A 26566-nucleotide genomic window follows, 5' to 3' on the forward strand; every position below is an offset into this window, starting at 1 on the left:
ATGATGCAATTCTCTAAAATGCATGGCCTTGGCAACGATTTTATGGTCGTCGACGCGGTAACGCAGAATGTCTTTTTCTCACCAGAGCTGATCCGCCGCCTGGCCGACAGACATCTCGGCGTTGGATTTGATCAACTGCTGGTGGTTGAGCCTCCGTATGATCCGGAGCTGGATTTCCACTACCGTATTTTTAATGCCGACGGCAGTGAAGTGTCACAGTGTGGCAATGGCGCCCGCTGTTTTGCCCGTTTTGTTCGCCTGAAAGGGCTGACTAATAAACGTGATATTCGCGTCAGTACCGCGAATGGTCGTATGGTATTAACAGTAACCGACGACGAGCTGGTGCGGGTGAATATGGGCGAACCCAATTTTGAACCCTCGCAGGTTCCTTTTCGCGCTAACAAAGCAGAGAAGACCTATATTATGCGCGCGGCCGAACAGACAGTATTGTGCGGCGTGGTTTCAATGGGGAACCCGCACTGCGTGATTCAGGTTGATGATGTTGATACGGCCACGGTAGAAACACTGGGACCGGTTCTGGAAAGCCACGAACGCTTCCCTGAACGCGCCAATATCGGATTTATGCAGGTGGTAAAACGCGAGCATATCCGACTGCGCGTCTATGAGCGCGGTGCGGGTGAAACGCAGGCCTGCGGCAGCGGTGCGTGCGCTGCCGTTGCGGTCGGTATCCAGCAGGGTCTGCTGGCAGAAGAAGTGAGGGTGGAATTACCGGGCGGTCGACTTGATATCGCCTGGAAAGGTCCGGGTCATCCGCTGTATATGACTGGCCCGGCGGCACATGTCTACGACGGATTTATTCACTTATGAAGCAACCAGGGGAAGAACTACAGGAAACGCTCATGGAGCTGGACGACCGGGCGGTCGTCGATTACCTGCAACGTAATCCTGAGTTTTTTATCCGTAATGCCCAGGCCGTTGAAGCGATGCGAGTTCCGCACCCAGTGCGGGGCACGGTCTCTTTAGTGGAATGGCATATGGCGCGGGCACGTAATCATATTAACGTGCTGGAAGAGAACATGGCGTTGTTGATGGAACAAGCCAACGCCAATGAAAGCCTGTTCTATCGTCTGTTAAATCTGCAAGGGCGGCTGGTGTCGGCCAGCAGTCTTGACGACATGCTGATGCGATTTCATCGCTGGGCGCGTGAGTTAGGGCTGGCCGGAGCGACGGTTCGTCTGTTCCCGGATCGCTGGCGACTTGGCGCGCCATCAAAATTCACCCATCTGGCATTAAGCCGTCAGGCTTTTGAACCGCTGCGTATCCAGCGTCTGGGTCAGTCACAGCACTATCTTGGGCCGCTCAATGGTCCGGAATTGCTGGTCATGATGCCGGAGGCGAAAGCCATAGGCTCGGTGGCGATGTCGATGCTCGGGCAAGATGGCTCTCTGGGCGTGATGCTGTTTAGCAGCCGTGACGTTAATCATTACCAGCAGGGACAAGGCACGCAATTGCTGCAGGAAATCTCGCTGATGTTGCCGGAACTGCTGGAGCGCTGGATTGAACGCGTATGACCGATTCACCCCTTTCTCAGGATGTGGCGCGCTTTTTGCGCTATCTGGGCGTTGAGCGTCAGCTTAGCCCGATCACATTGCTTAATTATCAGCGTCAGCTTGATGCCATCATTGCGTTAGCCGGAGAGACCGGTCTGCAAAGCTGGCAACAATGTGATGCTGCGATGGTACGTAGCTTTGCTGTTCGCAGCCGTCGTAAAGGACTGGGGCCGGCGAGTCTGGCGCTGCGTCTCTCCGCGTTACGCAGTTTCTTCGACTGGCTGGTTAATCAGGGCGAGCTGAAAGCCAATCCGGCAAAAAGCGTTTCCGCGCCGAAAGCACCGCGTCATCTCCCTAAAAACATCGATGTCGACGATGTTAATCGTCTGCTGGATATCGATCTCAACGATCCCCTTGCCGTGCGCGATAGAGCAATGCTGGAAGTGATGTACGGCGCGGGTCTGCGTTTATCTGAGTTGGTTGGGCTGGATATTAAACATCTCGACCTCGACACCGGCGAAGTGTGGGTGATGGGTAAGGGCAGTAAAGAGCGTCGCCTGCCGATTGGTCGCAACGCGGTGGCGTGGATTGAGCACTGGCTGGATCTACGCGGGCTATTTGGCAGCGATGACGATGCGCTATTTCTGTCCAAACTGGGCAAACGCATCTCGGCGCGTAATGTGCAGAAACGCTTTGCTGAATGGGGTATCAAGCAGGGGCTGAACAGCCACGTACATCCCCACAAATTGCGTCACTCCTTTGCGACGCATATGCTGGAGTCGAGCGGCGATCTGCGCGGAGTGCAGGAGTTATTGGGTCATGCCAATCTCTCCACGACTCAAATCTATACCCATCTTGATTTTCAACACCTGGCTTCAGTGTACGATGCGGCGCATCCGCGCGCCAAACGGGGGAAATAATGCGTTTTTACCGGCCTTTGGGGCGCATTTCTGCGCTCACCTTTGACCTTGATGACACCCTTTACGATAACCGTCCCGTTATCACACGCACCGAGCAGGAAGCGCTCGCGTTTGTACAGAATTACCATCCGGCGTTGAATTCGCTGCAAAATAGCGACCTACAGCACTTACGTCAGGCCGTTCGTGACGCCGAGCCGGAAATCTACCACGATGTTACCCAATGGCGTCACCGTGCCGTAGAGCGCGCTATGCTGGAGGCGGGGTTGTCAGCGGCAGAAGCCAGAATGGGGGCGAATGCGGCGATGATGAATTTTGCCAAATGGCGTAGCCGCATTGAAGTCCCGCAGACGACGCATGACACGCTGAAGGCGCTGGCCCGCAAATGGCCGCTGGTGGCGATCACCAACGGTAACGCGCAGCCGGAACTGTTTGGCCTGGGTGATTACTTTGAGTTTGTGCTGCGTGCCGGTCCCGACGGACGATCAAAACCGTTTAGCGACATGTACACGTTGGCGGCGGAAAAACTGAAAATGCCTGGGGGTGAGATTCTGCACGTGGGTGATGACCTGACGACGGACGTCGCGGGCGCCATCCGTTGTGGTATGCAGGCCTGCTGGATCAAACCGGAAAATGCCGACCTGATGCAAACCGCAGACAGTCGTTTGCTTCCGCATATCGAAATTTCACAGTTGGCATCTCTGACCTCGCTGATATAATCACCAGCAGAACTCTGTATATATACCCAGCTTTTTGGCGGATGGCGCTACGCTTATCCGCCTTACCTACTTTTACGCGGCGGTGCCAATGGACGTTTCTTACCTGCTCGACAGCCTTAATGATAAACAGCGTGAAGCGGTGGCCGCGCCACGCAGCAACATGCTGGTTCTGGCAGGCGCGGGGAGTGGTAAAACGCGCGTGCTGGTGCACCGTATCGCCTGGTTACTGACGGTTGAGAACAACTCGCCGTACTCCATTATGGCGGTGACCTTTACCAACAAAGCGGCGGCGGAAATGCGCCACCGTATCGGCCAGATCATGGGAACCAGCCAGGGCGGTATGTGGGTAGGTACATTCCACGGTCTGGCCCACCGTCTGCTGCGCGCGCACCATATGGATGCGAACCTGCCGCAGGATTTTCAGATCCTCGACAGTGAAGACCAACTGCGTTTGCTCAAGCGTCTGATCAAGGCGATGAACCTTGATGAGAAGCAGTGGCCACCGCGTCAGGCGATGTGGTTCATCAACAGCCAGAAAGACGAAGGGCTGCGTCCGCATCATCTGCAAAGCTACGGCAACCCGGTTGAGCAAACCTGGCAGAAAGTGTATCAGGCTTACCAGGAAGCGTGTGACCGCGCGGGGCTGGTGGATTTCGCCGAGCTGCTGCTGCGCGCCCACGAGCTGTGGCTCAACAAACCGCATATCCTGCAGCACTACCGCGAACGTTTTACCAATATCCTGGTGGACGAATTTCAGGATACCAACAACATTCAGTACGCGTGGATCCGCCTGCTGGCGGGCGATACCGGCAAGGTAATGATCGTCGGTGATGACGATCAGTCAATCTACGGCTGGCGCGGAGCGCAGGTGGAGAACATCCAGCGCTTTCTCACGGATTTCCCCGGCGCAGAAACTATTCGCCTGGAGCAGAACTACCGCTCGACTAACAATATCCTCAGCGCGGCCAACGCCCTGATTGAAAACAACAACGGGCGTCTGGGTAAAAAGCTGTGGACCGATGGCGTCGACGGCGAACCGATCTCGCTGTACTGCGCGTTCAACGAACTCGATGAAGCGCGCTTTGTGGTCAATCGTATCAAGACCTGGCAGGACAACGGTGGTGCGCTGGAGCAATGCGCTATTCTTTATCGCAGCAACGCCCAGTCGCGCGTACTGGAAGAGGCGTTGTTACAGGCCAGCATGCCGTATCGGATTTATGGCGGGATGCGTTTCTTCGAACGCCAGGAAATCAAAGATGCGCTCTCTTACCTGCGCCTGATCGCCAACCGCAATGACGACGCCGCATTTGAACGTGTGGTGAATACGCCCACCCGCGGGATTGGCGATCGTACTTTAGATGTGGTGCGTCAGACCTCCCGTGACCGCCAGCTAACGTTGTGGCAGGCCTGTCGTGAGCTGTTGCAGGAAAAAGCCCTCGCTGGTCGCGCCGCCAGCGCCTTACAGCGCTTTATGGAGCTGATTGACGCACTGGCGCAGGAGACCGCCGATATGCCGCTGCACGTGCAGACTGACCGGGTGATTAAAGACTCCGGCCTGCGCATGATGTACGAGCAGGAAAAAGGTGAGAAAGGCCAGACGCGTATCGAAAACTTAGACGAACTGGTGACGGCAACGCGCCAGTTCAGCTACAACGAAGAAGACGAAGACTTAATGCCGCTGCAGGCGTTCCTGTCTCACGCTGCGCTGGAAGCGGGCGAAGGGCAGGCGGATACCTGGCAGGACGCGGTACAGTTGATGACGCTGCACTCGGCGAAAGGTCTGGAGTTCCCGCAGGTGTTTATCGTCGGGATGGAAGAAGGTATGTTCCCCAGCCAGATGTCGCTGGACGAAGGTGGTCGCCTCGAAGAAGAGCGCCGCCTGGCTTACGTAGGCGTGACCCGTGCAATGCAAAAGCTGACGCTGACCTACGCCGAAACGCGTCGTCTGTACGGCAAAGAGGTTTACCATCGTCCGTCGCGCTTTATCGGCGAACTGCCGGAAGCGTGTGTTGAAGAGGTTCGCCTGCGCGCCACTGTCAGCCGACCGGTGAGCCATCAGCGGATGGGTACGCCAATGGCGGAAAATGATACCGGCTATAAGCTCGGCCAGCGAGTGCGCCACGCTAAATTTGGCGAGGGCACTATCGTCAACCTGGAAGGAAGCGGCGAACACAGTCGTTTGCAGGTCGCGTTCCAGGGGCAGGGAATCAAATGGCTGGTTGCCGCCTACGCCAGACTGGAAACGGTATGATCGCCTGATGTCGCTGCGCTTATCAGGCCTACGCGGAACGTAATATTTTGATTTGTAGGCCGGATAAGGCGAAGCCGCCATCCGGCTATCTGTCGGTTAATATTCTGAAATCATAGATAAATAATTCCCCTCTGCTAACCTTTCTGTATAAGGGGAAATTATTACTTTTTCGCCATCCGTTGCGTGTTGACGTCAAAATTTTGCTGGCGTAACATGCGCGCACGATTACGCTAAGAGGACATTCGCCTTGGACACACCCAGTAGATACTGGCTCATTATCCTGTCATCCAGGATCAACTCCTAAGGCTATCCCTTTTTGCTGATAGCCTTCGCGGTTGTCAGCGACCTTCTGTTTTTTCCTGTCGCGCTGAGTCAGGCTGTTTAATGGTCTGAAACCCAATTTGTTTCTGTGTGCCCTCCGAACTGTCCGATAATTTTTTGCATTGGGAGTCCCGGTCATGCTGAGCGCATTTCAACTGGAAAACAATCGTTTAACTCGCCTTGAGGCAGACGAGATCGAGCACCTGGCCAGTTCGGTTTGGGTCGATTTAGTCGAGCCGGATGACGAAGAACGAAACCGTGTGCAAAAGGACTTGGGCCAGAATCTGGCTACGCGCCCTGAACTGGAAGACATCGAAGCATCCGCACGTTTTTTTGAAGACGAAGACGGTCTGCACATCCACTCCTTCTTCTTTTACGAAGACGCCGACGATCACGCGGGTAACTCAACCGTCGCATTTACCATTCGCGAAGGCCGCCTGTTTACTCTGCGCGAGCGCGAACTGCCGGCTTTCCGCCTGTACCGCATGCGTGCGCGTAACCAGGCGATGGTGGATGGCAACGCCTACGAGCTGTTGCTCGACCTGTTCGAAACCAAAATTGAACAGCTGGCAGATGAAATCGAAAACATCTACAGCGACCTGGAAAAACTCAGCCGTGTGATCATGGAAGGGCGTCAGGGCGATGAGTATGACGAAGCGCTGTCGACGTTGGCGGAACTGGAAGATATCGGCTGGAAGGTACGTCTGTGTCTGATGGATACCCAGCGCGCGCTGAATTTCCTGGTGCGTAAAGCGCGTTTGCCGGGCAGTCAGCTGGAGCAGGCGCGTGAGATCCTGCGCGATATCGAGTCACTGCTGCCGCATAACGAATCGCTGTTCCAGAAGGTTAACTTCCTGATGCAGGCGGCGATGGGTTTTATCAACATCGAGCAGAACCGCATCATCAAGATCTTCTCGGTGGTTTCTGTGGTATTCCTGCCGCCGACGCTGGTGGCTTCCAGCTACGGGATGAACTTTGAGTTTATGCCGGAATTGCACTGGAGCTTCGGTTACCCGGGCGCGATTGTCTTTATGATGCTCGCGGGTTTGGCGCCGTATCTGTACTTTAAGCGCAAGAACTGGCTGTAATAACTGTACTTTATCCGGCCTACGGCGATGTGCTTTTGTAGGCCGGATAAGCGAAGCGCCATCCGGCACTCCCCTAGCTCCGACGAACCCGTCGTTGCGTATAAATCGCATCCATCACGAAAATCGCCAGCGCCACCCAGATAAACGCAAACGTGACCATTTTATCCGTTCCCGGGACTTCACCGTAGAAGGTGACGGCCAACAGGAACATCAGCGTAGGCCCGATATACTGGAAGAATCCCAGCGTGGACAGACGCAGGCGGGTTGCCGCGCCGGTAAAGCACAGCAGCGGAATGGTGGTCACGACACCCGCGGCAATCAGCAGCAGGTTGAGCGACATGGGGTTTTGCCCCATATGGCTGGTTGAGCTGTCCGCAATGCCAAACAGATAGATGGCGGCGACAGGTAAAAGCCACAGGGTTTCGATCAGCATGCCGGTTTGTGCTTCGACGGCAATCTTCTTGCGCACCAGCCCATAGAACGCAAAGCTGAACGCCAGTCCCAGCGCGATTATTGGCAGCGATCCGAAGGTCCACAGCTGTACCAGCACGCCGCAGGCGGCTAACAGTACCGCCAGCCACTGCATGCGACGAAAGCGCTCACCGAGGAATAGCATTCCCAGCACAATATTCACCAGTGGGTTAATAAAATAGCCGAGGCTGGCTTCCAGCATATGGTGATTATTGACCGCCCAAATGAACAGCAGCCAGTTTCCGCCGATGAGCACTGCAGAGAGCGCCAGCAGGAAGATCTTCTTTGGCGTTTGTAGCAGCGTTTTGACGCCTGACCACTGGCGGCTGATGCTCATCAGTACCACCATAAAGAAAAATGACCAGATGACGCGGTGCGTCAGGATCTCATCCGCCGGGACATAGTAAATCAGCTTGAAGTAGGCGGGAGCGATACCCCAAATAAAATAAGCAGCAAGAGCGAGTAGCACGCCCTGCCGCGTTTGTTTAGCATCCATCGGGAAAACTCATTGCAGAAATGTAACAGCAGTTTACCTTTTTTTAGGCACTTACCCCACCATATAAGTGGCGGTTGCGCTGGCAATATAAAGCTGTTCTTCGTTATGCAATTCCACGCGCGCAACAGCGACTTTATTACCCGCCCGCAGCAGGCTGCTGGTGGCGGTAAAGCGATTCCCTCTTCCGGGGCGCAGATAATCAACACGCAAATCGATTGTACCCATGCGTGACATCCGCTGACGCAGTTCGTCCTCGCTGATTGTTTCATGGCGGGTCAGCGTACTCCCAACGCATACCAGCCCGGCGGCGACGTCCAGCGCCGAGGCGATCACGCCGCCATGCAGAATGCTTTGCGCCCAGTTTCCGACCATCATCGGTTGGTTATTAAAGGCTAATTGAGCAAATTCTTTCTCATAGCGTTCGAGCTCCAGTCCCAGCGCCCGGTTAAACGGCATATGATAGACAAACATTTCACCCACTAACTTCAGCGCTTCCTCAGCAGTAAGTACGGCAGACATACGATCCCTACATCTCTATGGTTAATGAAATGTTGATATTATGCTTATTATTTGTTGTTTTCTACTTTAGGACGGGATAACTAACGAGTAACTAGCTAAGTATGTAGAATACTTGCCAGATAATTATACAATTCATCAATATTTTGGTTCAGGAGAACATTACCGATGCGGGCGATTCTGGGATGGTTACTACCAGCAATTATGCTGCCGTTGACCGCGTATGCGCAGGAAGCGACAGTGAAAGAGATTCATGATGCACCGGCGGTTCGTGGCAGTATTATCGCCAATATGCTGCAGGAACATGACAACCCTTTCACGCTTTATCCTTATGACACCAACTATCTTATTTACACCAATACCAGCGACATGAACAAAGAGGCGATCAGCAGTTATAGCTGGTCCGAAAATGCGCGCAAAGATGAGGTTAAGTTTCAGTTAAGCCTGGCGTTTCCGCTCTGGCGCGGGATATTAGGCCCAAACTCGGTACTTGGTGGTTCCTATACCCAGAAGTCCTGGTGGCAGCTTTCGAACAGTGAAGAGTCTTCACCGTTTCGCGAAACCAACTACGAACCGCAATTGTTCCTCGGTTTCGCCACCGACTATCGCTTTGCCGGTTGGACGCTTCGTGATGTCGAAATGGGTTATAACCATGACTCCAACGGCCGTTCCGATCCCACGTCACGTAGCTGGAACCGTCTTTATACCCGTCTGATGGCTGAAAATGGTAACTGGCTGGTGGAAGTTAAGCCGTGGTACGTAATTGGTAGCACCGACGATAACCCTGATATCACTAAATTCATGGGCTACTATCAGCTGAAAATGGGGTATCACCTGGGTGACGCGGTTATCAGCGTGAAAGGCCAGTACAACTGGAATACCGGCTACGGCGGCGCAGAGCTGGGGGCCAGTTACCCCATTACGAAGCATGTGCGTCTATACACTCAGGTCTACAGTGGTTACGGCGAATCGCTGATTGACTACAACTTCAATCAGACGCGTGTCGGTGTGGGCGTGATGCTCAACGATATCTTCTGATAAGTATTGAGAGTATTTTAATCATTGCAGTTTCTCTCTCAGGCGCTGAAAATAGCGCCTGTTTTTATTTCGGGCGAATGGGGTTAATGTGGCGCAGGCGGAAGTGTTGAATCTGGAAATGGGCGCTAAACAGGTTTTGCAGGAAACCTTTGGCTACCAACAGTTTCGCCCCGGTCAGGAAGAAATCATTGATACCGTGCTCTCTGGTCGCGACTGCCTGGTCGTTATGCCGACCGGCGGCGGTAAATCCCTGTGCTATCAAATTCCCGCATTATTGCTAAACGGACTCACCGTTGTTGTTTCTCCGCTGATTTCCCTGATGAAAGATCAGGTCGATCAACTGCTAGCCAACGGCGTGGCGGCGGCGTGCCTGAATTCTACTCAAAGTCGTGAACAGCAGCTTGAGGTGATGGCGGGCTGTCGCAGCGGGCAGATTCGCTTACTGTATATTGCGCCCGAACGCCTGATGCTGGATAACTTCCTTGAGCATCTGGCGCACTGGAATCCGGTGCTGCTGGCGGTTGATGAAGCGCACTGTATTTCGCAGTGGGGGCATGATTTCCGCCCCGAGTACGCTGCGCTGGGCCAGCTGCGCCAGCGTTTCCCGACGCTGCCGTTTGTGGCGCTGACCGCGACCGCGGATGAGACAACCAGGCTGGACATTGTGCGTCTGCTGGGACTCAACGATCCGTTAATTCAGATCAGCAGCTTTGACCGCCCGAACATTCGCTACATGCTGATGGAGAAGTTTAAGCCGCTCGATCAGTTGATGCGCTACGTGCAAGAGCAGCGCGGTAAGTCTGGCATTATCTATTGTAACAGTCGCGCCAAAGTCGAAGACACCGCCGCGCGTCTGCAGAGCCGTGGCATCAGCGCCGGGGCTTATCATGCCGGGCTGGAAAATGCCGTACGCGCCGAGGTGCAGGAGAAATTCCAGCGTGATGACCTACAAATCGTAGTGGCGACCGTGGCGTTCGGTATGGGGATCAACAAACCTAACGTACGCTTCGTGGTGCATTTCGATATTCCGCGTAACATCGAATCCTATTACCAGGAAACCGGCCGCGCCGGGCGTGATGGCCTGCCTGCGGAAGCGATGCTGTTTTACGATCCGGCTGATATGGCATGGCTACGCCGTTGCCTCGAAGAGAAACCCGCTGGGCAACTACTGGATATCGAGCGTCATAAGCTCAATGCGATGGGGGCGTTTGCCGAGGCACAAACCTGTCGTCGTCTGGTGCTGCTGAACTATTTTGGCGAAGGGCGCCAGGAGCCGTGTGGCAACTGCGATATCTGTCTCGACCCGCCAAAACAGTACGACGGACTTATGGATGCGCGCAAAGCGCTGTCGACGATTTACCGTGTTAACCAACGCTTCGGCATGGGGTACGTCGTGGAAGTGCTGCGCGGAGCGAATAACCAGCGTATTCGCGAACTGGCTCATGACAAACTGCCGGTCTATGGCATTGGTCGCGAGCAAAGCCACGAACACTGGGTGAGCGTTATTCGCCAGCTTATTCACCTGGGCCTGGTGACGCAGAATATTGCTCATCACTCCGCGTTACAGCTAACCGAAGCCGCGCGTCCGGTGTTGCGCGGTGACGTTGCGTTACAGCTTGCTGTACCACGTATTGTGGCGCTGAAACCGCGTGCGATGCAGAAATCCTTCGGTGGTAACTACGACCGCAAACTGTTCGCCAAATTGCGTAAGCTGCGTAAAGCCATTGCCGACGAAGAGAACATTCCGCCGTACGTGGTGTTCAACGACGCCACGCTGATTGAAATGGCGGAGCAGATGCCGGTTTCACCGAGTGAAATGCTAAGCGTCAACGGTGTGGGGATGCGTAAACTGGAGCGTTTCGGTAAAGAGTTTATGGCGCTTATTCGCGCACACGTTGATGGTGACGACGAAGAGTAGTCAGCCGGGCAAAAAAGTGCCAGGATGGTGACTCACTGAACTATTCCCCCGCGAGTCATTTTTATGTTAACGCTATTTTTCACCGTTGCGTTGGTGCATATCGTTGCGCTGATGAGCCCCGGTCCCGATTTCTTTTTTGTTTCTCAAACTGCGGTTAGCCGTTCGCGCAAAGAAGCTATGATGGGCGTGCTGGGCATTACCTGCGGCGTCATGGTCTGGGCTGGCGTGGCACTGCTCGGCCTGCATCTGATTATCGAAAAAATGGCCTGGCTGCATACCATTATTATGGTCGGCGGGGGGCTGTATCTGTGCTGGATGGGTTATCAGATGCTGCGCGGCGCGTTTAAAAAACAGGATGTTGCAGCGCCCACTCCGCAGGTGGAGCTGGCGCAGAGCGGACGCAGCTTTTTGAAAGGTCTGCTGACCAACCTGGCGAACCCTAAAGCCATTATCTATTTTGGCTCCGTCTTCTCATTGTTCGTTGGCGACAACGTGGGAACGGGCGCGCGCTGGGGGATCTTTGCTCTGATTATCGTGGAAACGCTGGCGTGGTTTACCGTGGTCGCCAGCCTGTTTGCGCTCCCGAAAATGCGTCGTGGCTATCAGCGTCTGGCGAAGTGGATTGATGGTTTTGCCGGCGCGCTGTTCGCAGGCTTCGGTATCCATCTGATTATTTCGCGCTAAGTTTGTTGCCCGCCTGGGAGTCCCAGGCGGTATGCGGCTTATTGCGCAAGCTTCTGTAGCTCATCCTTCGAAAGGCCGGTCATTTCCATAATCGCGTCGGTATCAAGACCCCGTTTTAGCATCGCTTTTGCTACATCAGTAAGGGCAATGCGCCTCCCTTCTTCACGGCCTATCTGCTTTAGTTGATCCGCCATTGTCATCAGTTTGTCTCCATGCTGCGGCACCCGCTGTGCCAGCTTATACAATAATGTCTGAACATCTTGTGTATTCCCTGCTTGCACCATGTAGTTTACCAGCACGGTTATTTGTTGTCCGCTCATCTTCTCCAGCATAAACAGGCGGGTAAGTTTATCCAGCAGCTGCGCCATGTCGCGCTGGCGAATGTGTTTTTGTACTAATGTCAGCGCTGCCATACTGCGATGCTGCATGATCTCATCATCTGGAATAACCGTCACATCCACCAACGGAAATGGTGTGCTGTAAAGTTGAAGGGCGGTTCCAGAATCCTCAAAGTGATCCAGCCAGTTCATTGAGCCTTGCCATGGGCTTTGCTTGCCATGGTAAAAGAGCACTGGAATAACCAGCGGCAGAGTATCGTTTCCAGCCTCAAGATGACGCTGCATCGCTGCGATAGCGTAGCGCATCAGGCGAAATGACATGTGCTTATCCGGTGAGCTTTGATGCTCAATGAGCACATGTACATAGCCATGTCCGCTGGTGGTTTCCAGTGAGTAGAGAATATCGCTGAAATAGGGGCGCAGATCGTCCTCCACAAAACTGCCTGATTCCAGACGGAGCGTTTCCAGTTTGCATATTTTGATTAACGAGGGAGGAAGATGAAGTTCGATAAAGTCCCGCGCGGTTTCCACGCGGGAGAGGAAGGTTTTAAATACTGCGTCATGTGGTGTTGTTACTTCCGCCATCGTTAATCATCCGTGAGTGGTGAATATGGCAGCATTCTGGCATTAGCAATCAACGTCTAACAGTACAGGATAAAAGGCTTTTCTCCCTTTGCGGCGAAGTACGAAAAGCCATGTTCAGAGGCTCTTACAGATAGCATTTCATTGCGAGCGACGTTCCATTTGCTAGGCATGCCTTGCCGATGCCAGCAGGGCGCCTATCAGCATAAACAGCGAGCCAAACACTTTGTTGAGCGCCTTCATTTGCTTTGGCCCTTTAATCCAGCCAGCAATGCGCGTGGCCAACGTCGCGTAACCGATCATCACAATGATATCGACCACGATGGTCGTGACGCCAAGCACCACGTACTGCATCAACTGCGGTTCCTGCGGCAGGATGAACTGCGGGAACAGAGCGGCAAGAAAAACTATGCTCTTGGGATTGGTCAGATTAACAAAGACCGCGCGTTTGAACAGCCGGCTGCGCGATTGCGTATTCGCCATGGTATTCAGATCGATAGCACCCGCCGCGCGCCATTGCTGAATACCCAGCCAAATCAGATAGGCCGCTCCCGCCCACTTCAGCACCTCAAATGCGATCACCGAACGTGAAAATAGCGTTCCCAGTCCTACGCCAACCAGAACGATATGAATACCCAACCCGGTCTGCAAACCCGCAATCGACGCGCTGGCACCGCGATATCCGTGGCTGATGGCGGTGGTCATGGTATTGATTGCGCCAGAGCCTGGGGACAAGCTCAAAATAATAGAGGTCAGCAGGTAGGCGAACCACCATTCAAAGGTCATGAGAAACTCCCGGATTGTCTATTTTTATGCCACAATACGCTACTGCCGTTAGGTTGTGTCAGTGACGGCGAAAAAAACGATTTTACTTGGTCAGCGAGGCTGGATACCCGATGTTTCAGCAGCAAAAAGACTGGGAAACAAGAGAAAACGCGTTTGCTGCTTTTTCCATGGGGCCACTGACAGATTTCTGGCGTCAGCGGGAAGAAGCGGAATTTACGGGCGTGGATGATATTCCCGTACATTTTGTTCGTTTTCATGCAGAAAAAAACGATCGCGTCATCGTCGTCTGTCCTGGACGCATTGAAAGTTACGTGAAATACGCTGAACTGGCGTATGACCTGTTTCATTCTGGTTTTGACGTTCTCATTATCGATCACCGTGGCCAGGGGCGTTCCGGGCGTATGCTTTCGGATCCGCATCGCGGTCATGTCGATAACTTTAATGATTATGTCGACGATCTAACCGCCTTCTGGCAGCAGGAAGTGCTACCCGGCCCGTGGAGAAAACGCTATATCCTGGCGCATTCAATGGGCGGGGCGATTGCCACGTTATTCCTGCAGCGCCACCCGAATCAGTGTGATGCCATCGCGCTTTGCGCACCGATGTTTGGTATTGTGATGCGCTTTCCCGACTGGATGGTGCGCCATATACTGGACTGGGCCGAAGGGCATCCGCGGATCCGCGAAGGCTATGCGATGGGAACCGGGCGCTGGCGGGCGCTGCCGTTCGGTATGAATGCGTTAACCCATAGTCGACAGCGCTATCGGCGCAATCTACGCTTTTATGCTGATGAGCCGCGGTTGCGCGTTGGCGGTCCCACCTATCACTGGGTACGTGAAGGGATTCTGGCTGGCGAACAGGTTTTGGCTGGCGCCGGAGATGATGCGACGCCGACGCTGCTGATTCAGGCTGAAGAAGAGCGTGTGGTAGATAACCGCATGCACGATCGTTTTTGTGAACTCCGCGCCGCAGCGGGCCATCCTGTAGAAGGGGGGCAGCCGCTTGTCATCAAAGGCGCGTACCATGAGATCCTTTTTGAAAAGGACGCCATGCGCTCAGTCGCGCTTAACGCTATTGTCGAATTTTTCGATAAGCATAACTCATCCAGCGGAACCCGCTTTGCCTAGAGGTTGAATTTTCTTATGTATCAGGTTGTTGCGTCTGATTTAGACGGTACGCTGCTTTCTCCCGACCATACTCTGTCCCCTTATGCCAAAGAGACGCTGAAGTTATTGACCGCTCGCGGCGTTAACTTCGTGTTTGCGACTGGCCGTCATCATGTTGATGTGGGGCAAATTCGCGATAACCTCGGCATTAAAACCTACATGATCACGTCCAACGGCGCGCGCGTGCATGATTCTGACAGGAATCTGGTGTTTTCCCATAACCTGGATCGCGATATTGCCAGCGACCTGTTTGGCGTAGTGAATGCAAACCCGGACATCGTGACCAACGTATATCGTGATGATGAGTGGTTTATGAATCGCCATCGTCCGGACGAAATGCGTTTCTTCAAAGAAGCGGTGTTTAACTACTCACTGTTTGAACCTGCATTACTGGAGCCTGAGGGCGTCAGCAAAGTGTTCTTCACCACCGACTCTCACGAAAGGCTACTGCCGCTGGAGCAGGCGATTAACGCCCGCTGGGGCGATCGCGTCAACGTCAGCTTCTCTACGCTTACCTGTCTGGAAGTCATGGCTGGCGGCGTATCGAAAGGTCATGCGCTGGAAGCGGTAGCAAAAGCGATGGGCTACAGCCTGAAAGACTGCATCGCCTTTGGCGACGGGATGAACGATGCGGAAATGCTCTCCATGGCAGGTAAAGGCTGCATCATGGGCAACGCCCACCAGCGCCTGAAGGATCTGCACCCGGAACTGGAAGTCATTGGCCTTAATGCCGACGATGCCGTGCCACACTATCTGCGTGAACTATTTTTGCAGTAACCTTCTGTTCATTAGTTGACCAGTTGTCAACTAAAAACTTCGCTACAATGGGTGTACCTTTTGTTAAGAGACATCCATTGTGGCGTTACTCATCATTACCACAATTCTGTGGGCCTTTTCCTTTAGCCTGTTTGGCGAGTACCTTGCCGGTCATGTCGATAGCTATTTTGCGGTGCTGGTGCGCGTTGGGCTGGCGGCGTTGGTGTTCCTGCCGTTTCTACGTACTCGTGGGCACAGCGTAAAAACGATCGGGCTGTATATGCTGGTGGGTGCCATGCAGCTTGGCATTATGTACATGCTGAGTTTTCACGCCTATCTGTACCTGACGGTTTCAGAACTGCTGCTCTTTACCGTGCTGACGCCGCTCTACATTACGCTGATTTATGATCTGATGAGCGGACGTCGTCTGCGCTGGAGTTACGCCTTTAGTGCGTTACTGGCGGTGATTGGCGCGGGGATCATTCGTTACGATCAGGTGACCAGCCACTTCTGGACCGGTCTGCTGCTGGTGCAGTTGTCCAATATCAGCTTTGCCATTGGTATGGTGGGCTATAAACGTCTGATGGAGACGCGGCCAATGCCGCAGCACAACGCCTTTGCCTGGTTTTATATGGGCGCCTTTATGGTGGCTGTCGTGGCCTGGTTCATGCTGGGCAATGCGCAGAAAATGCCTGCAACCACGCTACAGTGGGGAATTCTGGTCTTTCTTGGCGTGGCGGCGTCCGGCATTGGTTACTTTATGTGGAACTACGGCGCGACCCAGGTGGATGCGGGCACGCTGGGCATAATGAACAATATGCATGTCCCTGCCGGACTGCTGGTTAACCTGGCTATCTGGCATCAACAGCCTCACTGGCCAAGCTTCATCATTGGTGCGGCTGTGATAGTGGCTTCACTGTGGGTACATCGAAAGTGGGTCGTTCCGCACTCCGTACAAACGGCAGGTGATCGCAGGCGTGATTCCGCGCTGAGCGAATAAACGCTTCTGTGACCGGCTGTCGCTGCTCGCCATCACGCACGGCGGCGTACAGTCGGCTCCACAATCCATCACCCAGGGTTTTGGTCACTACCAGGCCCTGGCGTTCAAAACTCTCCACCACCCAGTGCGGTAATGCCGCGATACCCATTCTGGCTGCAACCATCTGAATCAGCAGCAAGGTGTTATCCACGCTTTTCAGCGACGGACTAACGCCTGCAGGCTGCAGAAAATGCCGCCATACATCCAGTCGACTCCGCTGTACCGGGTAAATCAGCAGCGTCTCGCTGGCCAAATCTTCCGGTGTGATTTGTGTTTTGCTGGCCAACGGATGGTCAGGCGCCAGTACCAGGCGGACTTCAAAATCAAACATCGGTGAGTAGTGCAATCCGCTGCGCGGTAGGATGTCGGAGGTTAACACCAGATCCAGCTCATCCTGCTGTAGCGCTGGTTGCGGATCGAACGTCACGCCGGATTTAAAGTCCATCTCCACCTGCGGCCAGTTGGCACGAAAATTCTCCAGCGCGGGCGTCAGCCATTGAATACAACTGTGACATTCAATCGCAATTCGCAGCCGGGTTTGCTGCGGTTCGTTGCAGGCCTGCAGCGCACGACCAATTTGCGGCAACACCTGATTGGCTAACTGCAGCAGGATTTCTCCCTGCGGCGTAAAGCGCAGAGGCTGGCTTTTACGGATAAAAAGTCGAAAGCCAAGGCGCTGCTCCAGATCGCTGAACTGGTGAGAAAGGGCGGATTGGGTCTGATGCAACGTCGCCGCTGCGGCTGCCAGAGAACCACTATTCCGCAACGCCTGGAGCGTTTTCAGGTGTTTAATCTCGATCATGAAAGTCCTTCACTTCGGCATGAACAAATTGCGCTTGAGGAATATACAGTAACCGCCAATTATGGATGTGTAAACATCTGGACGGCTAAAATCCTTCGTCTTTTAAATTTATGGTGCGTTGGCTTCGTTTCCCCACCCCAGTCACTTACTTCAGTAAGCTCCTGGGGATGAGTAAACTTGCCGCCTTCCCTAAATTAAAAATCCATAGGATTTACATATAATTAGAGGAAGAAAAATGACAATATTGAATCACACCCTCGGTTTCCCTCGCGTTGGCCTGCGTCGCGAGTTGAAGAAAGCGCAAGAAAGCTACTGGGCGGGAAATTCTTCCCGTGAAGATTTGCTGACCGTTGGCCGCGAGCTGCGTGCCCGCCACTGGGATCAGCAGAAGCAGGCGGGCGTTGACCTGCTGCCGGTGGGTGATTTTGCCTGGTACGATCACGTGCTGACCACCAGCCTGCTGCTCGGCAACGTTCCGGCTCGCCATCAAAATAAAGACGGCTCGGTCGATATCGATACCTTATTCCGCATTGGCCGTGGCCGCGCACCAACGGGTGAACCCGCGGCGGCGGCAGAAATGACCAAATGGTTTAACACCAACTATCACTACATGGTGCCAGAGTTCACTAAAGGTCAGCAGTTCAAACTGACCTGGACCCAACTGCTGGATGAAGTAGACGAAGCGCTGGCGCTCGGCCACAAGGTGAAGCCTGTGCTGCTGGGGCCGGTAACCTACCTGTGGTTGGGTAAAGTGAAAGGCGAACAGTTTGACCGCCTGAGCCTGTTGAACGACATTCTGCCGGTTTACCAGCAGGTGCTGGGCGAGCTGGCGAAACGCGGTATTGAGTGGGTGCAGATTGACGAACCCGCTCTGGTGCTGGAATTACCGCAAGCGTGGCTGGACGCCTTCAAACCAGCTTATGACGCGCTGACGGGTCATGTGAAGCTGCTACTGACCACTTACTTCGAAGGCGTAACACCAAACCTGGATACCATTACCGCCCTGCCGGTGCAGGGACTGCACGTTGACTTCGTGCACGGCAAAGATGATGCAGCCGAGCTGCACACGCGTCTGCCAGCCGACTGGCTGCTGTCAGCGGGGCTGGTGAACGGCCGCAACGTATGGCGTGCCGATCTCAGCGAAAAATACACACAAATCAAAGATATCGTCGGGAAACGTAACCTGTGGGTGGCTTCTTCCTGCTCCCTGCTGCATAGCCCAATCGATCTCAGTGTTGAAACCCGCCTTGATGCAGAAGTGAAGAGCTGGTTTGCCTTCGCCCTGCAAAAATGCGGCGAGCTGGCGCTGCTGCGCGATGCATTGAATAGCGGTGATACGGCGGCAATTGTCGAGTGGAGTGCACCGATTCAGGCTCGTCGTCACTCTACCCGCGTACACAACGCCGCAGTGGAAAAACGTCTGGCGGCAATCACCGCCCAGGACAGCCAGCGCGCTAACGCTTACCCGGTTCGTGCCGAGGCGCAACGTGCCCGCTTTAATCTGCCGGCATGGCCGACTACGACTATCGGTTCCTTCCCGCAAACAACAGAAATTCGCGGCCTGCGCCTGGACTTCAAAAAGGGCAACCTGGATGCTGGTAACTATCGCACCGGAATTGCGGAACATATTAAACAGGCGATTGTTGAACAGGAACGTCTGGGTCTCGACGTGCTGGTACACGGTGAAGCCGAGCGTAATGACATGGTCGAATACTTTGGCGAACACCTGGACGGCTTCGTCTTTACCCAGAACGGTTGGGTGCAGAGCTACGGCTCTCGCTGCGTGAAGCCGCCGGTGGTGATTGGCGACGTCAGCCGCCCGGAAGCGATCACCGTGGAGTGGGCGAAATATGCCCAGTCGCTGACCGACAAACCGGTAAAAGGCATGCTGACCGGTCCGGTGACCATTCTCTGCTGGTCATTCCCGCGTGAAGACGTGACGCGTGAAACCATCGCGAAGCAGATCGCGCTGGCGCTGCGTGATGAAGTGGCGGATCTGGAAGCGGCGGGTATCGGCATCATCCAGATTGATGAACCGGCACTGCGCGAAGGTTTACCACTGCGTCGCAGCGACTGGGCGGCGTATCTGGAGTGGGGAGTGGAGGCCTTCCGCATTAACGCGGCGGTAGCGAAGGATGAAACCCAGATCCACACCCACATGTGTTATTGCGAGTTCAACGACATCATGGACTCCATTGCGGCGCTGGATGCGGACGTGATCACCATTGAAACCTCGCGCTCTGATATGGAGTTGCTGGAATCGTTTGAAGAGTTCGACTATCCGAATGAAATCGGGCCGGGCGTATACGATATTCACTCGCCGAACGTTCCGAGCGTGGAGTGGATTGAAGCCCTGTTGAAGAAAGCCGAGCAGCGCATTCCAGCAGAACGTCTGTGGGTGAACCCGGACTGCGGCCTGAAAACCCGCGGCTGGCCGGAAACCCGTGCCGCGCTGGCGAACATGGTCAAAGCGGCGCAGAATCTGCGTCAGGCGTAATTCATTGCCCGGGAAGCGCTTGCGCTTACCCGGGTTACAGGAAATCGCAATAGTTGTAGGCCCGGTAAGGCGTCGCCACCACCGGGCAATTAACGTTTATTTCTTCCCACCGTATTGCACGAACCACTCCAGCATTCTCTGCCAACCGTCTTTCGCGGACTCTTCGTGATAGCTCGGGCGATAATCGGCGTTGAACGCATGTCCGGCATCGGGATAGACCACGATTTCCGCTTTAGCATTGGCGGCGCGTAGCGCCTGGCGCATTGTTTCAACGGTATCTTGCGGAATGCTGGTGTCCTGGCCGCCATAAAGCCCCAAAACGGGGGCGTTAAGATCGGTTGCGATATCAACGGGATGTTTTGGCGAGTTGAGGGTTTTGTCACCCACCAGTTTGCCATACCACGCCACGGCCGCTTTTAACTGCGGATTATGTGCGGCATACAGCCAGGTGATGCGTCCACCCCAGCAAAATCCGGTGATCATCAACTGGTGCGCATCTCCTCCGTTGCGGGAGGCCCAGCTAGCGACGTGGTCCAGATCGGCCAGTACCTGAGAGTCAGGCACTTTGGCGACAAGGCCACTAAGCAGCGTAGGGATATCGGCAAAGTCATTGGGATCGCCTTCGCGAAAATAGAGTTCTGGTGCGATAGCCAGATACCCTTCCAGAGCCAGACGACGGCAAACGTCACGAATGTGCTCATGAATACCAAAAATCTCCTGCACGACAATGACTACGGGCAGCAGGCCATCAGTCTGTTTTGGTCGTGCGTGATACGCTGGCATATCATCGCCTTGTGAAGGTATGGACGTTACACCGGCGATAATTGCATTATCCGGGGTGTGAACCGTGGTAGACGTCGGTGGAGATACAGCAGGTGCAAAGCCAGATTGTCGTGTTGTCATGGTATTCTCCGTACCCTTAAATATTCAGCAAAAAAGCGCATTGTTAACTATAGACACATGCAACGAACCACATTGCCTTAAACGGGCTATCTTTTGTGCAGGGCTTCCTTATATCGCATCATTTATGTGATAAAGATCACTATTTAATGGTAATTGAATGCAATTGATTTACATCATAGTGATGACTGTCACGAAAATATGTTTATGCCTTCGGTAAAGTGTGTTTTTGCTTCTTCTGACAAAACCGATTCACAGAGGAGTTTTTATGTCTAAGTCTGATGTTTTTCATCTCGGCCTCACTAAGAACGATTTACAAGGGGCTACGCTTGCTATCGTCCCTGGCGACCCGGAGCGTGTGGAAAAGATCGCCGCGCTGATGGATAAGCCGGTTAAGCTGGCATCTCATCGCGAGTTCACCACCTGGCGTGCTGAGCTGGATGGTAAAGCCGTGATCGTTTGCTCTACCGGTATCGGCGGCCCGTCCACCTCTATTGCCGTAGAAGAATTGGCACAGCTGGGCATTCGTACCTTCCTGCGTATCGGTACGACTGGCGCTATCCAGCCGCATATCAACGTGGGTGATGTACTGGTTACCACTGCATCTGTTCGTCTGGACGGTGCAAGCCTGCACTTCGCACCAATGGAATTCCCGGCCGTTGCGGACTTCGAGTGCACCACCGCGCTGGTGGAAGCGGCGAAATCTATCGGCGCCACCACTCACGTGGGTGTTACCGCGTCTTCTGACACCTTCTACCCGGGCCAGGAGCGTTATGACACCTTCTCTGGTCGCGTCGTGAGCCGTTTCAAAGGCTCAATGGAAGAGTGGCAGTCTATGGGCGTTATGAACTACGAAATGGAATCTGCTACGCTGCTGACCATGTGCGCAAGCCAGGGTCTGCGTGCCGGTATGGTCGCGGGTGTTATCGTGAACCGTACTCAGCAAGAGATCCCTAATGCGGAAACGATGAAACAAACGGAAAGCCACGCGGTGAAAATCGTGGTGGAAGCCGCGCGTCGTTTACTGTAATTCTCCCGTCTATTCAAAAAGGCCGACGCGTTCGGCCTTTTTATTTTGCGTAGTGCCTCGCAGGAAATTCCTTTTAAACTGGACGTTTATACAGCACAATTCTATTTTGTGCGGGTAAGTCGTTGCTGTAAGGGGGCGTTGTGGATATTTCAATTATGATGAGTGCCGTGTTGGCGTTAGCCGCAGGGCTACTGGTAGGGTGGCTGGCGACAAAAGCACGCGCCGATCAAATCCGTGCCGACCTCATCGAAGAGCGACGTGAACTGGATATTGCGCTAAGCGCCGCTCGCCAGCAGCTCTCGCAGGAAGCTCACTGGCGTGATGAGTGCGAACTCCTCAATAACGAATTACGCAGTCTGCACAGTATCAACACCTCTCTGGAAGCCGATCTCCGTGAAGTCACTACCCGGCTGGAAGCAACGCAACAGCATGCGGAAGATAAAATCCGCCAGATGATCAACAGCGAACAGCGTCTGAGTGAACAGTTTGAAAATCTTGCGAATCGTATTTTTGAGCACAGCAACCGCCGTGTTGATGAGCAAAATCGCCAAAGTCTGAACAGCCTGCTTGCGCCGCTTCGTGAACAACTGGACGGTTTTCGTCGCCAGGTTCAGGATAGCTTTGGTAAAGAGGCACAAGAACGCCATACCCTGGCACACGAAATTCGTAATCTCCAGCAACTGAATGCGCAGATGGCGCAGGAAGCGGTAAACCTGACGCGGGCATTAAAAGGTGATAACAAAACGCAGGGTAACTGGGGAGAGGTCGTACTCACGCGGGTACTCGAAGCCTCTGGTCTGCGTGAAGGTTATGAATATGAAACCCAGGTCAGCATCGAAAACGACGCCCGTTCGCGAATGCAGCCTGATGTCATCGTTCGGCTACCGCAGGGTAAAGATGTGGTGATCGATGCGAAAATGACGCTGGTCGCCTATGAGCGCTATTTTAACGCAGAAGACGAATACACCCGCGAAAGTGCATTGCAGGAGCACATCGCCTCGGTGCGTAACCATATTCGACTGCTGGGGCGCAAAGATTATCAGCAGCTTCCTGGGCTGCGTACGCTTGACTACGTGCTGATGTTTATCCCCGTTGAGCCCGCTTTTTTACTGGCGCTCGACCGACAGCCCGAACTGATTACCGAAGCGCTTAGAAATAACATTATGCTGGTGAGCCCTACCACGCTGTTGGTGGCATTGCGCACGATCGCCAACCTGTGGCGCTACGAGCATCAGAGTCGTAATGCGCAACAAATTGCCGATCGGGCCAGCAAACTTTATGACAAGATGCGGTTGTTTGTGGATGATATGTCGGCAATAGGTCAAAGCCTGGACAAAGCCCAGGACAACTACCGACAGGCGATGAAAAAACTCTCTTCCGGTCGTGGAAACGTCCTGTCGCAGGCAGAAGCTTTTCGTAGTTTAGGCGTGGAAATTAAGCGCGAGATTAATCCTGAGCTGGCTGAACAAGCTACTACACAGGATGAAGAATACCGCTTGCGCTCGGTCCCTGAGACGCAACAAGATGCATCTTACCCCGATGATGAAGCGGTAAATCAGCAATCAAACTAGTCCATTTGGGGTAGTTGAACCCGGCAGAAGGGTAGGGCAAATTGGCCCAATCTGTTACACTTCTCGAACATTTTTTGGATGAGCAGGCACTGAGATGGTGGATAATTCACAAGAAACGACGCACTTTGGCTTTCAGACCGTCGCTAAAGAGCAGAAAGCTGACATGGTGGCCCACGTTTTTCATTCTGTGGCGTCTAAATATGACGTTATGAATGACTTAATGTCATTTGGCATTCATCGTTTGTGGAAGCGCTTCACCATTGATTGCAGTGGCGTGCGTCGCGGGCAAACCGTTCTCGATTTAGCAGGCGGTACCGGCGATCTGACGGCGAAATTCTCTCGCATGGTTGGTGAAACCGGCAAAGTTGTGCTGGCGGATATCAATGACTCAATGCTCAAAATGGGTCGCGAAAAGCTGCGTAATATTGGCGTGGTAGGTAACGTTGAGTACGTTCAGGCGAATGCGGAAGCATTACCTTTCCCTGACAACACGTTTGACTGCATCACCATCTCTTTCGGTCTGCGCAACGTAACGGATAAAGACAAAGCATTACGCTCCATGTACCGCGTATTGAAGCCGGGCGGACGTCTACTGGTGCTGGAGTTCTCAAAACCCATCATCGAACCGTTGAGCAAAGCCTACGACGCATACTCTTTCCATGTTCTGCCGCGCATAGGTTCAATGGTAGCAAGCGATGCGGACAGCTACCGCTATTTGGCGGAGTCCATCCGTATGCATCCCGATCAGGACACCTTAAAAGCAATGATGCAAGATGCCGGGTTCGAAAGCGTTGATTACTACAACCTGACTGCAGGTGTCGTTGCGCTGCATCGTGGTTACAAGTTCTGACAGGAGAGTGGGGATGCCTTTAAAACCCTTAGTAACCGCAGGCGTTGAAAATCTGCTCAACACCTTTCTGTACCGTTCTCCTGCGCTGAAGTCAGCCCGAACGCGTTTACAGGGTAAGGTGCTGCGTGTTGATCTCAAAGGATTTTCAACACCGTTAGTCCTGGTATTTAGCGAGCGCCAGGTCGATGTGCTGGGGGCATGGGAAGGCGAAGCCGATTGCACCGTAATCACATATGCCAGTGTGTTACCGAAATTGCGTGATCGACAGCAACTCACCACGCTTATCCGCAGCGGTGAGCTGGAAGTCCAGGGCGATATCCAGGTAGTACAGAACTTTGTTGCGCTGGCCGATCTGGCGGAGTTGGATCCTGCAGAACTGTTAGCACCCTATACCGGCGATATCGTCGCGGAAGGGGTCAGCAAAGTCTTGCGTGGTGGAGCGAAGTTCCTGTGCCATAACTTTCAGCGCCAGCAGCGCTATGTCGCCGAAGCGATCACTGAAGAGTGGCGCATGGCTCCTGGTCCACTAGAGGTTGCATGGTTTGCTGAAGAAACGGCAGCCGTTGAGCGCGCGGTTGAATCTCTGGCCAAACGGCTGGAAAAACTGGAGGCCAAATGACGCCAGGTGAAGTACGGCGCCTTTATTTCATCATTCGCACTTTTTTAAGCTACGGTCTTGATGAACTCATCCCCAAAATGCGAATCACGCTGCCGCTTCGGTTGTGGCGTTACTCGTTGTTCTGGATGCCCAACCGACATAAAGACAAACCGCTGGGAGAAAGGCTGAGACTGGCTTTACAGGAACTCGGCCCGGTGTGGATCAAGTTTGGGCAAATGCTCTCTACCCGTCGTGACCTTTTCCCTCCGCACATCGCCGATCAGCTTGCGCTATTGCAGGATCGGGTTGCCCCGTTCGATGGCCTTAGAGCGAAAAAACAAATCGAAGAGGCCATGGGCGGGCTGCCCGTTGAGGAATGGTTTGATGATTTTGAAATCACGCCACTGGCATCTGCGTCTGTTGCTCAGGTCCACACTGCGCGGTTGAAATCGAATGGCAAAGAGGTGGTGATCAAAGTTATTCGCCCGGACATACTTCCGGTCATCAAAGCGGATTTAAAACTGATCTACCGCCTGGCTCGTTGGGTTCCTCGTCTGCTGCCAGATGGGCGTCGCCTGCGACCAACAGAAGTCGTCCGTGAATATGAAAAAACGTTGATCGATGAACTGAATCTGCTGCGCGAATCGGCGAACGCCATTCAGCTACGACGTAATTTTGAAGATAGTCCGATGCTGTACATCCCGGAAGTGTATTCCGACTACTGCAGTCAGAACATGATGGTGATGGAGCGCATTTACGGCATCCCGGTTTCAGATGTCACCACGCTTGAGAAGAACGGCACCAATATGAAACTGTTGGCCGAGCGTGGTGTTCAGGTCTTCTTTACTCAGGTATTCCGCGACAGCTTTTTCCATGCGGATATGCACCCCGGGAACATTTTTGTCAGTTATGAGCACCCTGAAAACCCGAAATACATTGGTATTGATTGTGGGATTGTGGGCTCTTTAAACAAAGAAGATAAGCGTTACCTGGCTGAAAATTTCATTGCGTTCTTTAACCGCGATTACCGCAAAGTTGCGGAACTGCACGTAGATTCTGGTTGGGTTCCGCCGGATACCAACGTAGAAGAGTTTGAATTTGCCATTCGTACCGTGTGCGAGCCGATTTTTGAAAAGCCGCTGGCGGAGATTTCCTTTGGTCACGTGCTGTTGAATCTGTTCAACACTGCGCGCCGCTTCAATATGGAAGTTCAGCCTCAACTGGTATTGCTCCAGAAGACGCTGCTGTACGTTGAAGGTGTCGGACGACAACTCTACCCGCAGTTAGATTTGTGGAAAACGGCTAAGCCATTCCTCGAATCCTGGATTAAAGATCAGGTCGGTATTCCAGCGCTCGTTAGGGCATTTAAAGAAAAAGCACCGTTCTGGGTCGAAAAAATGCCAGAAATACCTGAACTGGTGTATGACAGTTTGCGCCAGGGCAAATATTTACAGCACAGTGTTGATAAGATTGCCCGCGAGCTTCACGCGAATCATGTACGCCAGGGACAATCCCGTTATTTATTGGGCATTGGCGCAACATTGTTGCTAAGTGGAACATTCCTGCTGGTAAGCCGCCCTGAGTGGGGGCTTATGCCGGGCTGGTTAATGGCGGGAGGCGTCATAGCCTGGTTGATCGGCTGGCGCAAAATGCGCTGAATTTTTCATCGCCCAAGGCAGGTCGTGTAACGTATACTACGGCCTTATTAATTCATCATCTAT

25 protein-coding genes are annotated in these 26566 nt (G+C 53.6%); 19 read left to right on the forward strand and 6 right to left on the reverse strand.

What is annotated here, in order from left to right; all coding sequences use genetic code 11:
- Window positions 1-3: 3 nt before the first annotated feature.
- The 7 genes from dapF to corA all read left to right on the forward strand — a co-directional run bounded on the left by dapF (window position 4) and on the right by corA (window position 6807).
- Entirely contained in the window at window positions 4-828 is an 825-nt protein-coding gene (gene dapF, locus OGX83_RS00910; protein WP_003017933.1) for a diaminopimelate epimerase, read from the forward strand.
- Window positions 825-1532: a DUF484 domain-containing protein gene (locus tag OGX83_RS00915; protein WP_008787084.1), complete on the forward strand. Its 708-nt coding sequence runs from the start codon at window positions 825-827 to the stop codon at window positions 1530-1532. Before dapF ends, OGX83_RS00915 begins: the two co-directional genes overlap by 4 nt.
- Window positions 1529-2431, forward strand: coding sequence for a tyrosine recombinase XerC (gene xerC / locus OGX83_RS00920; protein WP_032945700.1), 903 nt, complete (start codon window positions 1529-1531; stop codon window positions 2429-2431). Before OGX83_RS00915 ends, xerC begins: the two co-directional genes overlap by 4 nt.
- Window positions 2431-3147: a 5-amino-6-(5-phospho-D-ribitylamino)uracil phosphatase YigB gene (gene yigB, locus OGX83_RS00925; protein ID WP_286587232.1), complete on the forward strand. Its 717-nt coding sequence runs from the start codon at window positions 2431-2433 to the stop codon at window positions 3145-3147. Before xerC ends, yigB begins: the two co-directional genes overlap by 1 nt.
- Window positions 3148-3235: 88 nt before the next feature.
- Window positions 3236-5398 carry a DNA helicase II gene (uvrD, locus tag OGX83_RS00930; protein WP_003828957.1) on the forward strand — a complete coding sequence of 721 codons (2163 nt, stop codon included), beginning with the start codon at window positions 3236-3238 and terminating at the stop codon, window positions 5396-5398.
- A 247-nt stretch (window positions 5399-5645) separates the two neighbouring features.
- Complete coding sequence (gene ysgD / locus OGX83_RS00935; RefSeq protein WP_212723238.1) at window positions 5646-5702, forward strand: YsgD/CorL family protein; 57 nt, start codon at window positions 5646-5648, stop codon at window positions 5700-5702.
- Between the two features lie 154 nt (window positions 5703-5856).
- On the forward strand, window positions 5857-6807 hold the full coding sequence (gene corA, locus OGX83_RS00940; RefSeq protein WP_003017920.1) for a magnesium/cobalt transporter CorA: 951 nt from the start codon (window positions 5857-5859) through the stop codon (window positions 6805-6807).
- Between the two features lie 73 nt (window positions 6808-6880).
- On the opposite strand, the gene rarD is transcribed toward corA, so the two are convergent.
- Together rarD and yigI are read right to left on the reverse strand one after the other, a co-directional pair.
- Window positions 6881-7774, reverse strand: coding sequence for an EamA family transporter RarD (rarD, locus tag OGX83_RS00945; protein ID WP_003828953.1), 894 nt, complete (start codon window positions 7772-7774; stop codon window positions 6881-6883).
- Between the two features lie 51 nt (window positions 7775-7825).
- Window positions 7826-8293: an acyl-CoA thioesterase YigI gene (yigI, locus tag OGX83_RS00950; RefSeq protein ID WP_003017917.1), complete on the reverse strand. Its 468-nt coding sequence runs from the start codon at window positions 8291-8293 to the stop codon at window positions 7826-7828.
- A gap of 165 nt (window positions 8294-8458) precedes the next feature.
- Here yigI and pldA point away from each other — a divergent pair, with 165 nt between their 5' ends.
- The 3 genes from pldA to rhtC all read left to right on the forward strand — a co-directional run bounded on the left by pldA (window position 8459) and on the right by rhtC (window position 11930).
- Entirely contained in the window at window positions 8459-9328 is an 870-nt protein-coding gene (gene pldA / locus OGX83_RS00955; protein ID WP_286587233.1) for a phospholipase A, read from the forward strand.
- Window positions 9329-9416: 88 nt separating this feature from the next.
- On the forward strand, window positions 9417-11246 hold the full coding sequence (gene recQ, locus OGX83_RS00960; RefSeq protein ID WP_008787089.1) for an ATP-dependent DNA helicase RecQ: 1830 nt from the start codon (window positions 9417-9419) through the stop codon (window positions 11244-11246).
- Window positions 11247-11309: 63 nt separating this feature from the next.
- Window positions 11310-11930 (forward strand): threonine export protein RhtC, encoded by a 621-nt coding sequence (rhtC, locus tag OGX83_RS00965; protein ID WP_003828942.1) that lies wholly within the window; start codon window positions 11310-11312, stop codon window positions 11928-11930.
- 38 nt (window positions 11931-11968) lie between these two features.
- On the opposite strand, the gene OGX83_RS00970 is transcribed toward rhtC, so the two are convergent.
- Window positions 11969-12853: an Rpn family recombination-promoting nuclease/putative transposase gene (locus OGX83_RS00970; RefSeq protein ID WP_071445970.1), complete on the reverse strand. Its 885-nt coding sequence runs from the start codon at window positions 12851-12853 to the stop codon at window positions 11969-11971.
- Between the two features lie 162 nt (window positions 12854-13015).
- On the reverse strand, window positions 13016-13636 hold the full coding sequence (gene rhtB, locus OGX83_RS00975; RefSeq protein ID WP_003828938.1) for a homoserine/homoserine lactone efflux protein: 621 nt from the start codon (window positions 13634-13636) through the stop codon (window positions 13016-13018).
- 110 nt (window positions 13637-13746) lie between these two features.
- Between rhtB and pldB the strand changes: the two genes are divergently transcribed.
- The 3 genes from pldB (at window position 13747) to OGX83_RS00990 (ending at window position 16558) form a co-directional block, all read left to right on the forward strand.
- Window positions 13747-14763: a lysophospholipase L2 gene (pldB, locus tag OGX83_RS00980; protein ID WP_003017911.1), complete on the forward strand. Its 1017-nt coding sequence runs from the start codon at window positions 13747-13749 to the stop codon at window positions 14761-14763.
- 15 nt (window positions 14764-14778) lie between these two features.
- Window positions 14779-15579, forward strand: a complete 801-nt coding sequence (yigL, locus tag OGX83_RS00985; RefSeq protein WP_286587234.1) for a sugar/pyridoxal phosphate phosphatase YigL — start codon at window positions 14779-14781, stop codon at window positions 15577-15579.
- A gap of 79 nt (window positions 15580-15658) precedes the next feature.
- Window positions 15659-16558: a carboxylate/amino acid/amine transporter gene (locus tag OGX83_RS00990; protein ID WP_003828930.1), complete on the forward strand. Its 900-nt coding sequence runs from the start codon at window positions 15659-15661 to the stop codon at window positions 16556-16558.
- Here the strand turns inward: OGX83_RS00990 and metR are convergent.
- The gene (gene metR / locus OGX83_RS00995; RefSeq protein WP_003017908.1) at window positions 16446-17399 is read right to left on the reverse strand and encodes an HTH-type transcriptional regulator MetR; all 954 of its coding nucleotides are present in this window, start codon (window positions 17397-17399) and stop codon (window positions 16446-16448) included. The genes OGX83_RS00990 and metR overlap by 113 nt on opposite strands.
- A gap of 235 nt (window positions 17400-17634) precedes the next feature.
- On the opposite strand from metR, the gene metE reads away from it, so the two are divergent.
- Window positions 17635-19896 carry a 5-methyltetrahydropteroyltriglutamate--homocysteine S-methyltransferase gene (metE, locus tag OGX83_RS01000; RefSeq protein WP_286587235.1) on the forward strand — a complete coding sequence of 754 codons (2262 nt, stop codon included), beginning with the start codon at window positions 17635-17637 and terminating at the stop codon, window positions 19894-19896.
- A 96-nt stretch (window positions 19897-19992) separates the two neighbouring features.
- On the opposite strand, the gene OGX83_RS01005 is transcribed toward metE, so the two are convergent.
- Complete coding sequence (locus OGX83_RS01005) at window positions 19993-20799, reverse strand: dienelactone hydrolase family protein (protein WP_003828924.1); 807 nt, start codon at window positions 20797-20799, stop codon at window positions 19993-19995.
- A 265-nt stretch (window positions 20800-21064) separates the two neighbouring features.
- On the opposite strand from OGX83_RS01005, the gene udp reads away from it, so the two are divergent.
- The 5 genes from udp (at window position 21065) to ubiB (ending at window position 26503) form a co-directional block, all read left to right on the forward strand.
- On the forward strand, window positions 21065-21826 hold the full coding sequence (gene udp / locus OGX83_RS01010) for a uridine phosphorylase (protein ID WP_003828923.1): 762 nt from the start codon (window positions 21065-21067) through the stop codon (window positions 21824-21826).
- A 140-nt stretch (window positions 21827-21966) separates the two neighbouring features.
- Window positions 21967-23397, forward strand: coding sequence for a DNA recombination protein RmuC (gene rmuC, locus OGX83_RS01015; protein WP_208743673.1), 1431 nt, complete (start codon window positions 21967-21969; stop codon window positions 23395-23397).
- Between the two features lie 94 nt (window positions 23398-23491).
- Window positions 23492-24247, forward strand: coding sequence for a bifunctional demethylmenaquinone methyltransferase/2-methoxy-6-polyprenyl-1,4-benzoquinol methylase UbiE (gene ubiE / locus OGX83_RS01020; protein ID WP_003017897.1), 756 nt, complete (start codon window positions 23492-23494; stop codon window positions 24245-24247).
- Between the two features lie 13 nt (window positions 24248-24260).
- Complete coding sequence (ubiJ, locus tag OGX83_RS01025) at window positions 24261-24866, forward strand: ubiquinone biosynthesis protein UbiJ (protein WP_003828918.1); 606 nt, start codon at window positions 24261-24263, stop codon at window positions 24864-24866.
- Window positions 24863-26503: a ubiquinone biosynthesis regulatory protein kinase UbiB gene (ubiB, locus tag OGX83_RS01030; protein ID WP_003828916.1), complete on the forward strand. Its 1641-nt coding sequence runs from the start codon at window positions 24863-24865 to the stop codon at window positions 26501-26503. The genes ubiJ and ubiB overlap by 4 nt, the downstream gene beginning before the upstream one ends.
- Window positions 26504-26566: the final 63 nt, after the last annotated feature.

Origin of the sequence: Citrobacter sp. Cpo074, assembly GCF_030332745.1 — a bacterium.
GTDB lineage: Bacteria > Pseudomonadota > Gammaproteobacteria > Enterobacterales > Enterobacteriaceae > Citrobacter > Citrobacter portucalensis.

Excerpts from the sequence above, each read along its gene's own strand:
- dapF (WP_003017933.1), top strand. The coding sequence starts at position 4 with ATGCAATTCTCTAAAATGCATGGCCTTGGCAACGATTTTATGGTCGTC.
- uvrD (WP_003828957.1), top strand. The coding sequence starts at position 3,236 with ATGGACGTTTCTTACCTGCTCGACAGCCTTAATGATAAACAGCGTGAA.
- corA (WP_003017920.1), top strand. The coding sequence starts at position 5,857 with ATGCTGAGCGCATTTCAACTGGAAAACAATCGTTTAACTCGCCTTGAG.
- pldA (WP_286587233.1), top strand. The coding sequence starts at position 8,459 with ATGCGGGCGATTCTGGGATGGTTACTACCAGCAATTATGCTGCCGTTG.
- metE (WP_286587235.1), top strand. The coding sequence starts at position 17,635 with ATGACAATATTGAATCACACCCTCGGTTTCCCTCGCGTTGGCCTGCGT.
- metR (WP_003017908.1), bottom strand. The coding sequence starts at position 17,399 with ATGATCGAGATTAAACACCTGAAAACGCTCCAGGCGTTGCGGAATAGT.
- ubiB (WP_003828916.1), top strand. The coding sequence starts at position 24,863 with ATGACGCCAGGTGAAGTACGGCGCCTTTATTTCATCATTCGCACTTTT.
- rhtB (WP_003828938.1), bottom strand. The coding sequence starts at position 13,636 with ATGACCTTTGAATGGTGGTTCGCCTACCTGCTGACCTCTATTATTTTG.
- OGX83_RS00915 (WP_008787084.1), top strand. The coding sequence starts at position 825 with ATGAAGCAACCAGGGGAAGAACTACAGGAAACGCTCATGGAGCTGGAC.
- udp (WP_003828923.1), top strand. The coding sequence starts at position 21,065 with ATGTCTAAGTCTGATGTTTTTCATCTCGGCCTCACTAAGAACGATTTA.
- ubiJ (WP_003828918.1), top strand. The coding sequence starts at position 24,261 with ATGCCTTTAAAACCCTTAGTAACCGCAGGCGTTGAAAATCTGCTCAAC.
- rhtC (WP_003828942.1), top strand. The coding sequence starts at position 11,310 with ATGTTAACGCTATTTTTCACCGTTGCGTTGGTGCATATCGTTGCGCTG.
- ubiE (WP_003017897.1), top strand. The coding sequence starts at position 23,492 with ATGGTGGATAATTCACAAGAAACGACGCACTTTGGCTTTCAGACCGTC.
- OGX83_RS01005 (WP_003828924.1), bottom strand. The coding sequence starts at position 20,799 with ATGACAACACGACAATCTGGCTTTGCACCTGCTGTATCTCCACCGACG.
- yigL (WP_286587234.1), top strand. The coding sequence starts at position 14,779 with ATGTATCAGGTTGTTGCGTCTGATTTAGACGGTACGCTGCTTTCTCCC.
- yigI (WP_003017917.1), bottom strand. The coding sequence starts at position 8,293 with ATGTCTGCCGTACTTACTGCTGAGGAAGCGCTGAAGTTAGTGGGTGAA.
- pldB (WP_003017911.1), top strand. The coding sequence starts at position 13,747 with ATGTTTCAGCAGCAAAAAGACTGGGAAACAAGAGAAAACGCGTTTGCT.
- rarD (WP_003828953.1), bottom strand. The coding sequence starts at position 7,774 with ATGGATGCTAAACAAACGCGGCAGGGCGTGCTACTCGCTCTTGCTGCT.
- xerC (WP_032945700.1), top strand. The coding sequence starts at position 1,529 with ATGACCGATTCACCCCTTTCTCAGGATGTGGCGCGCTTTTTGCGCTAT.
- OGX83_RS00970 (WP_071445970.1), bottom strand. The coding sequence starts at position 12,853 with ATGGCGGAAGTAACAACACCACATGACGCAGTATTTAAAACCTTCCTC.
- yigB (WP_286587232.1), top strand. The coding sequence starts at position 2,431 with ATGCGTTTTTACCGGCCTTTGGGGCGCATTTCTGCGCTCACCTTTGAC.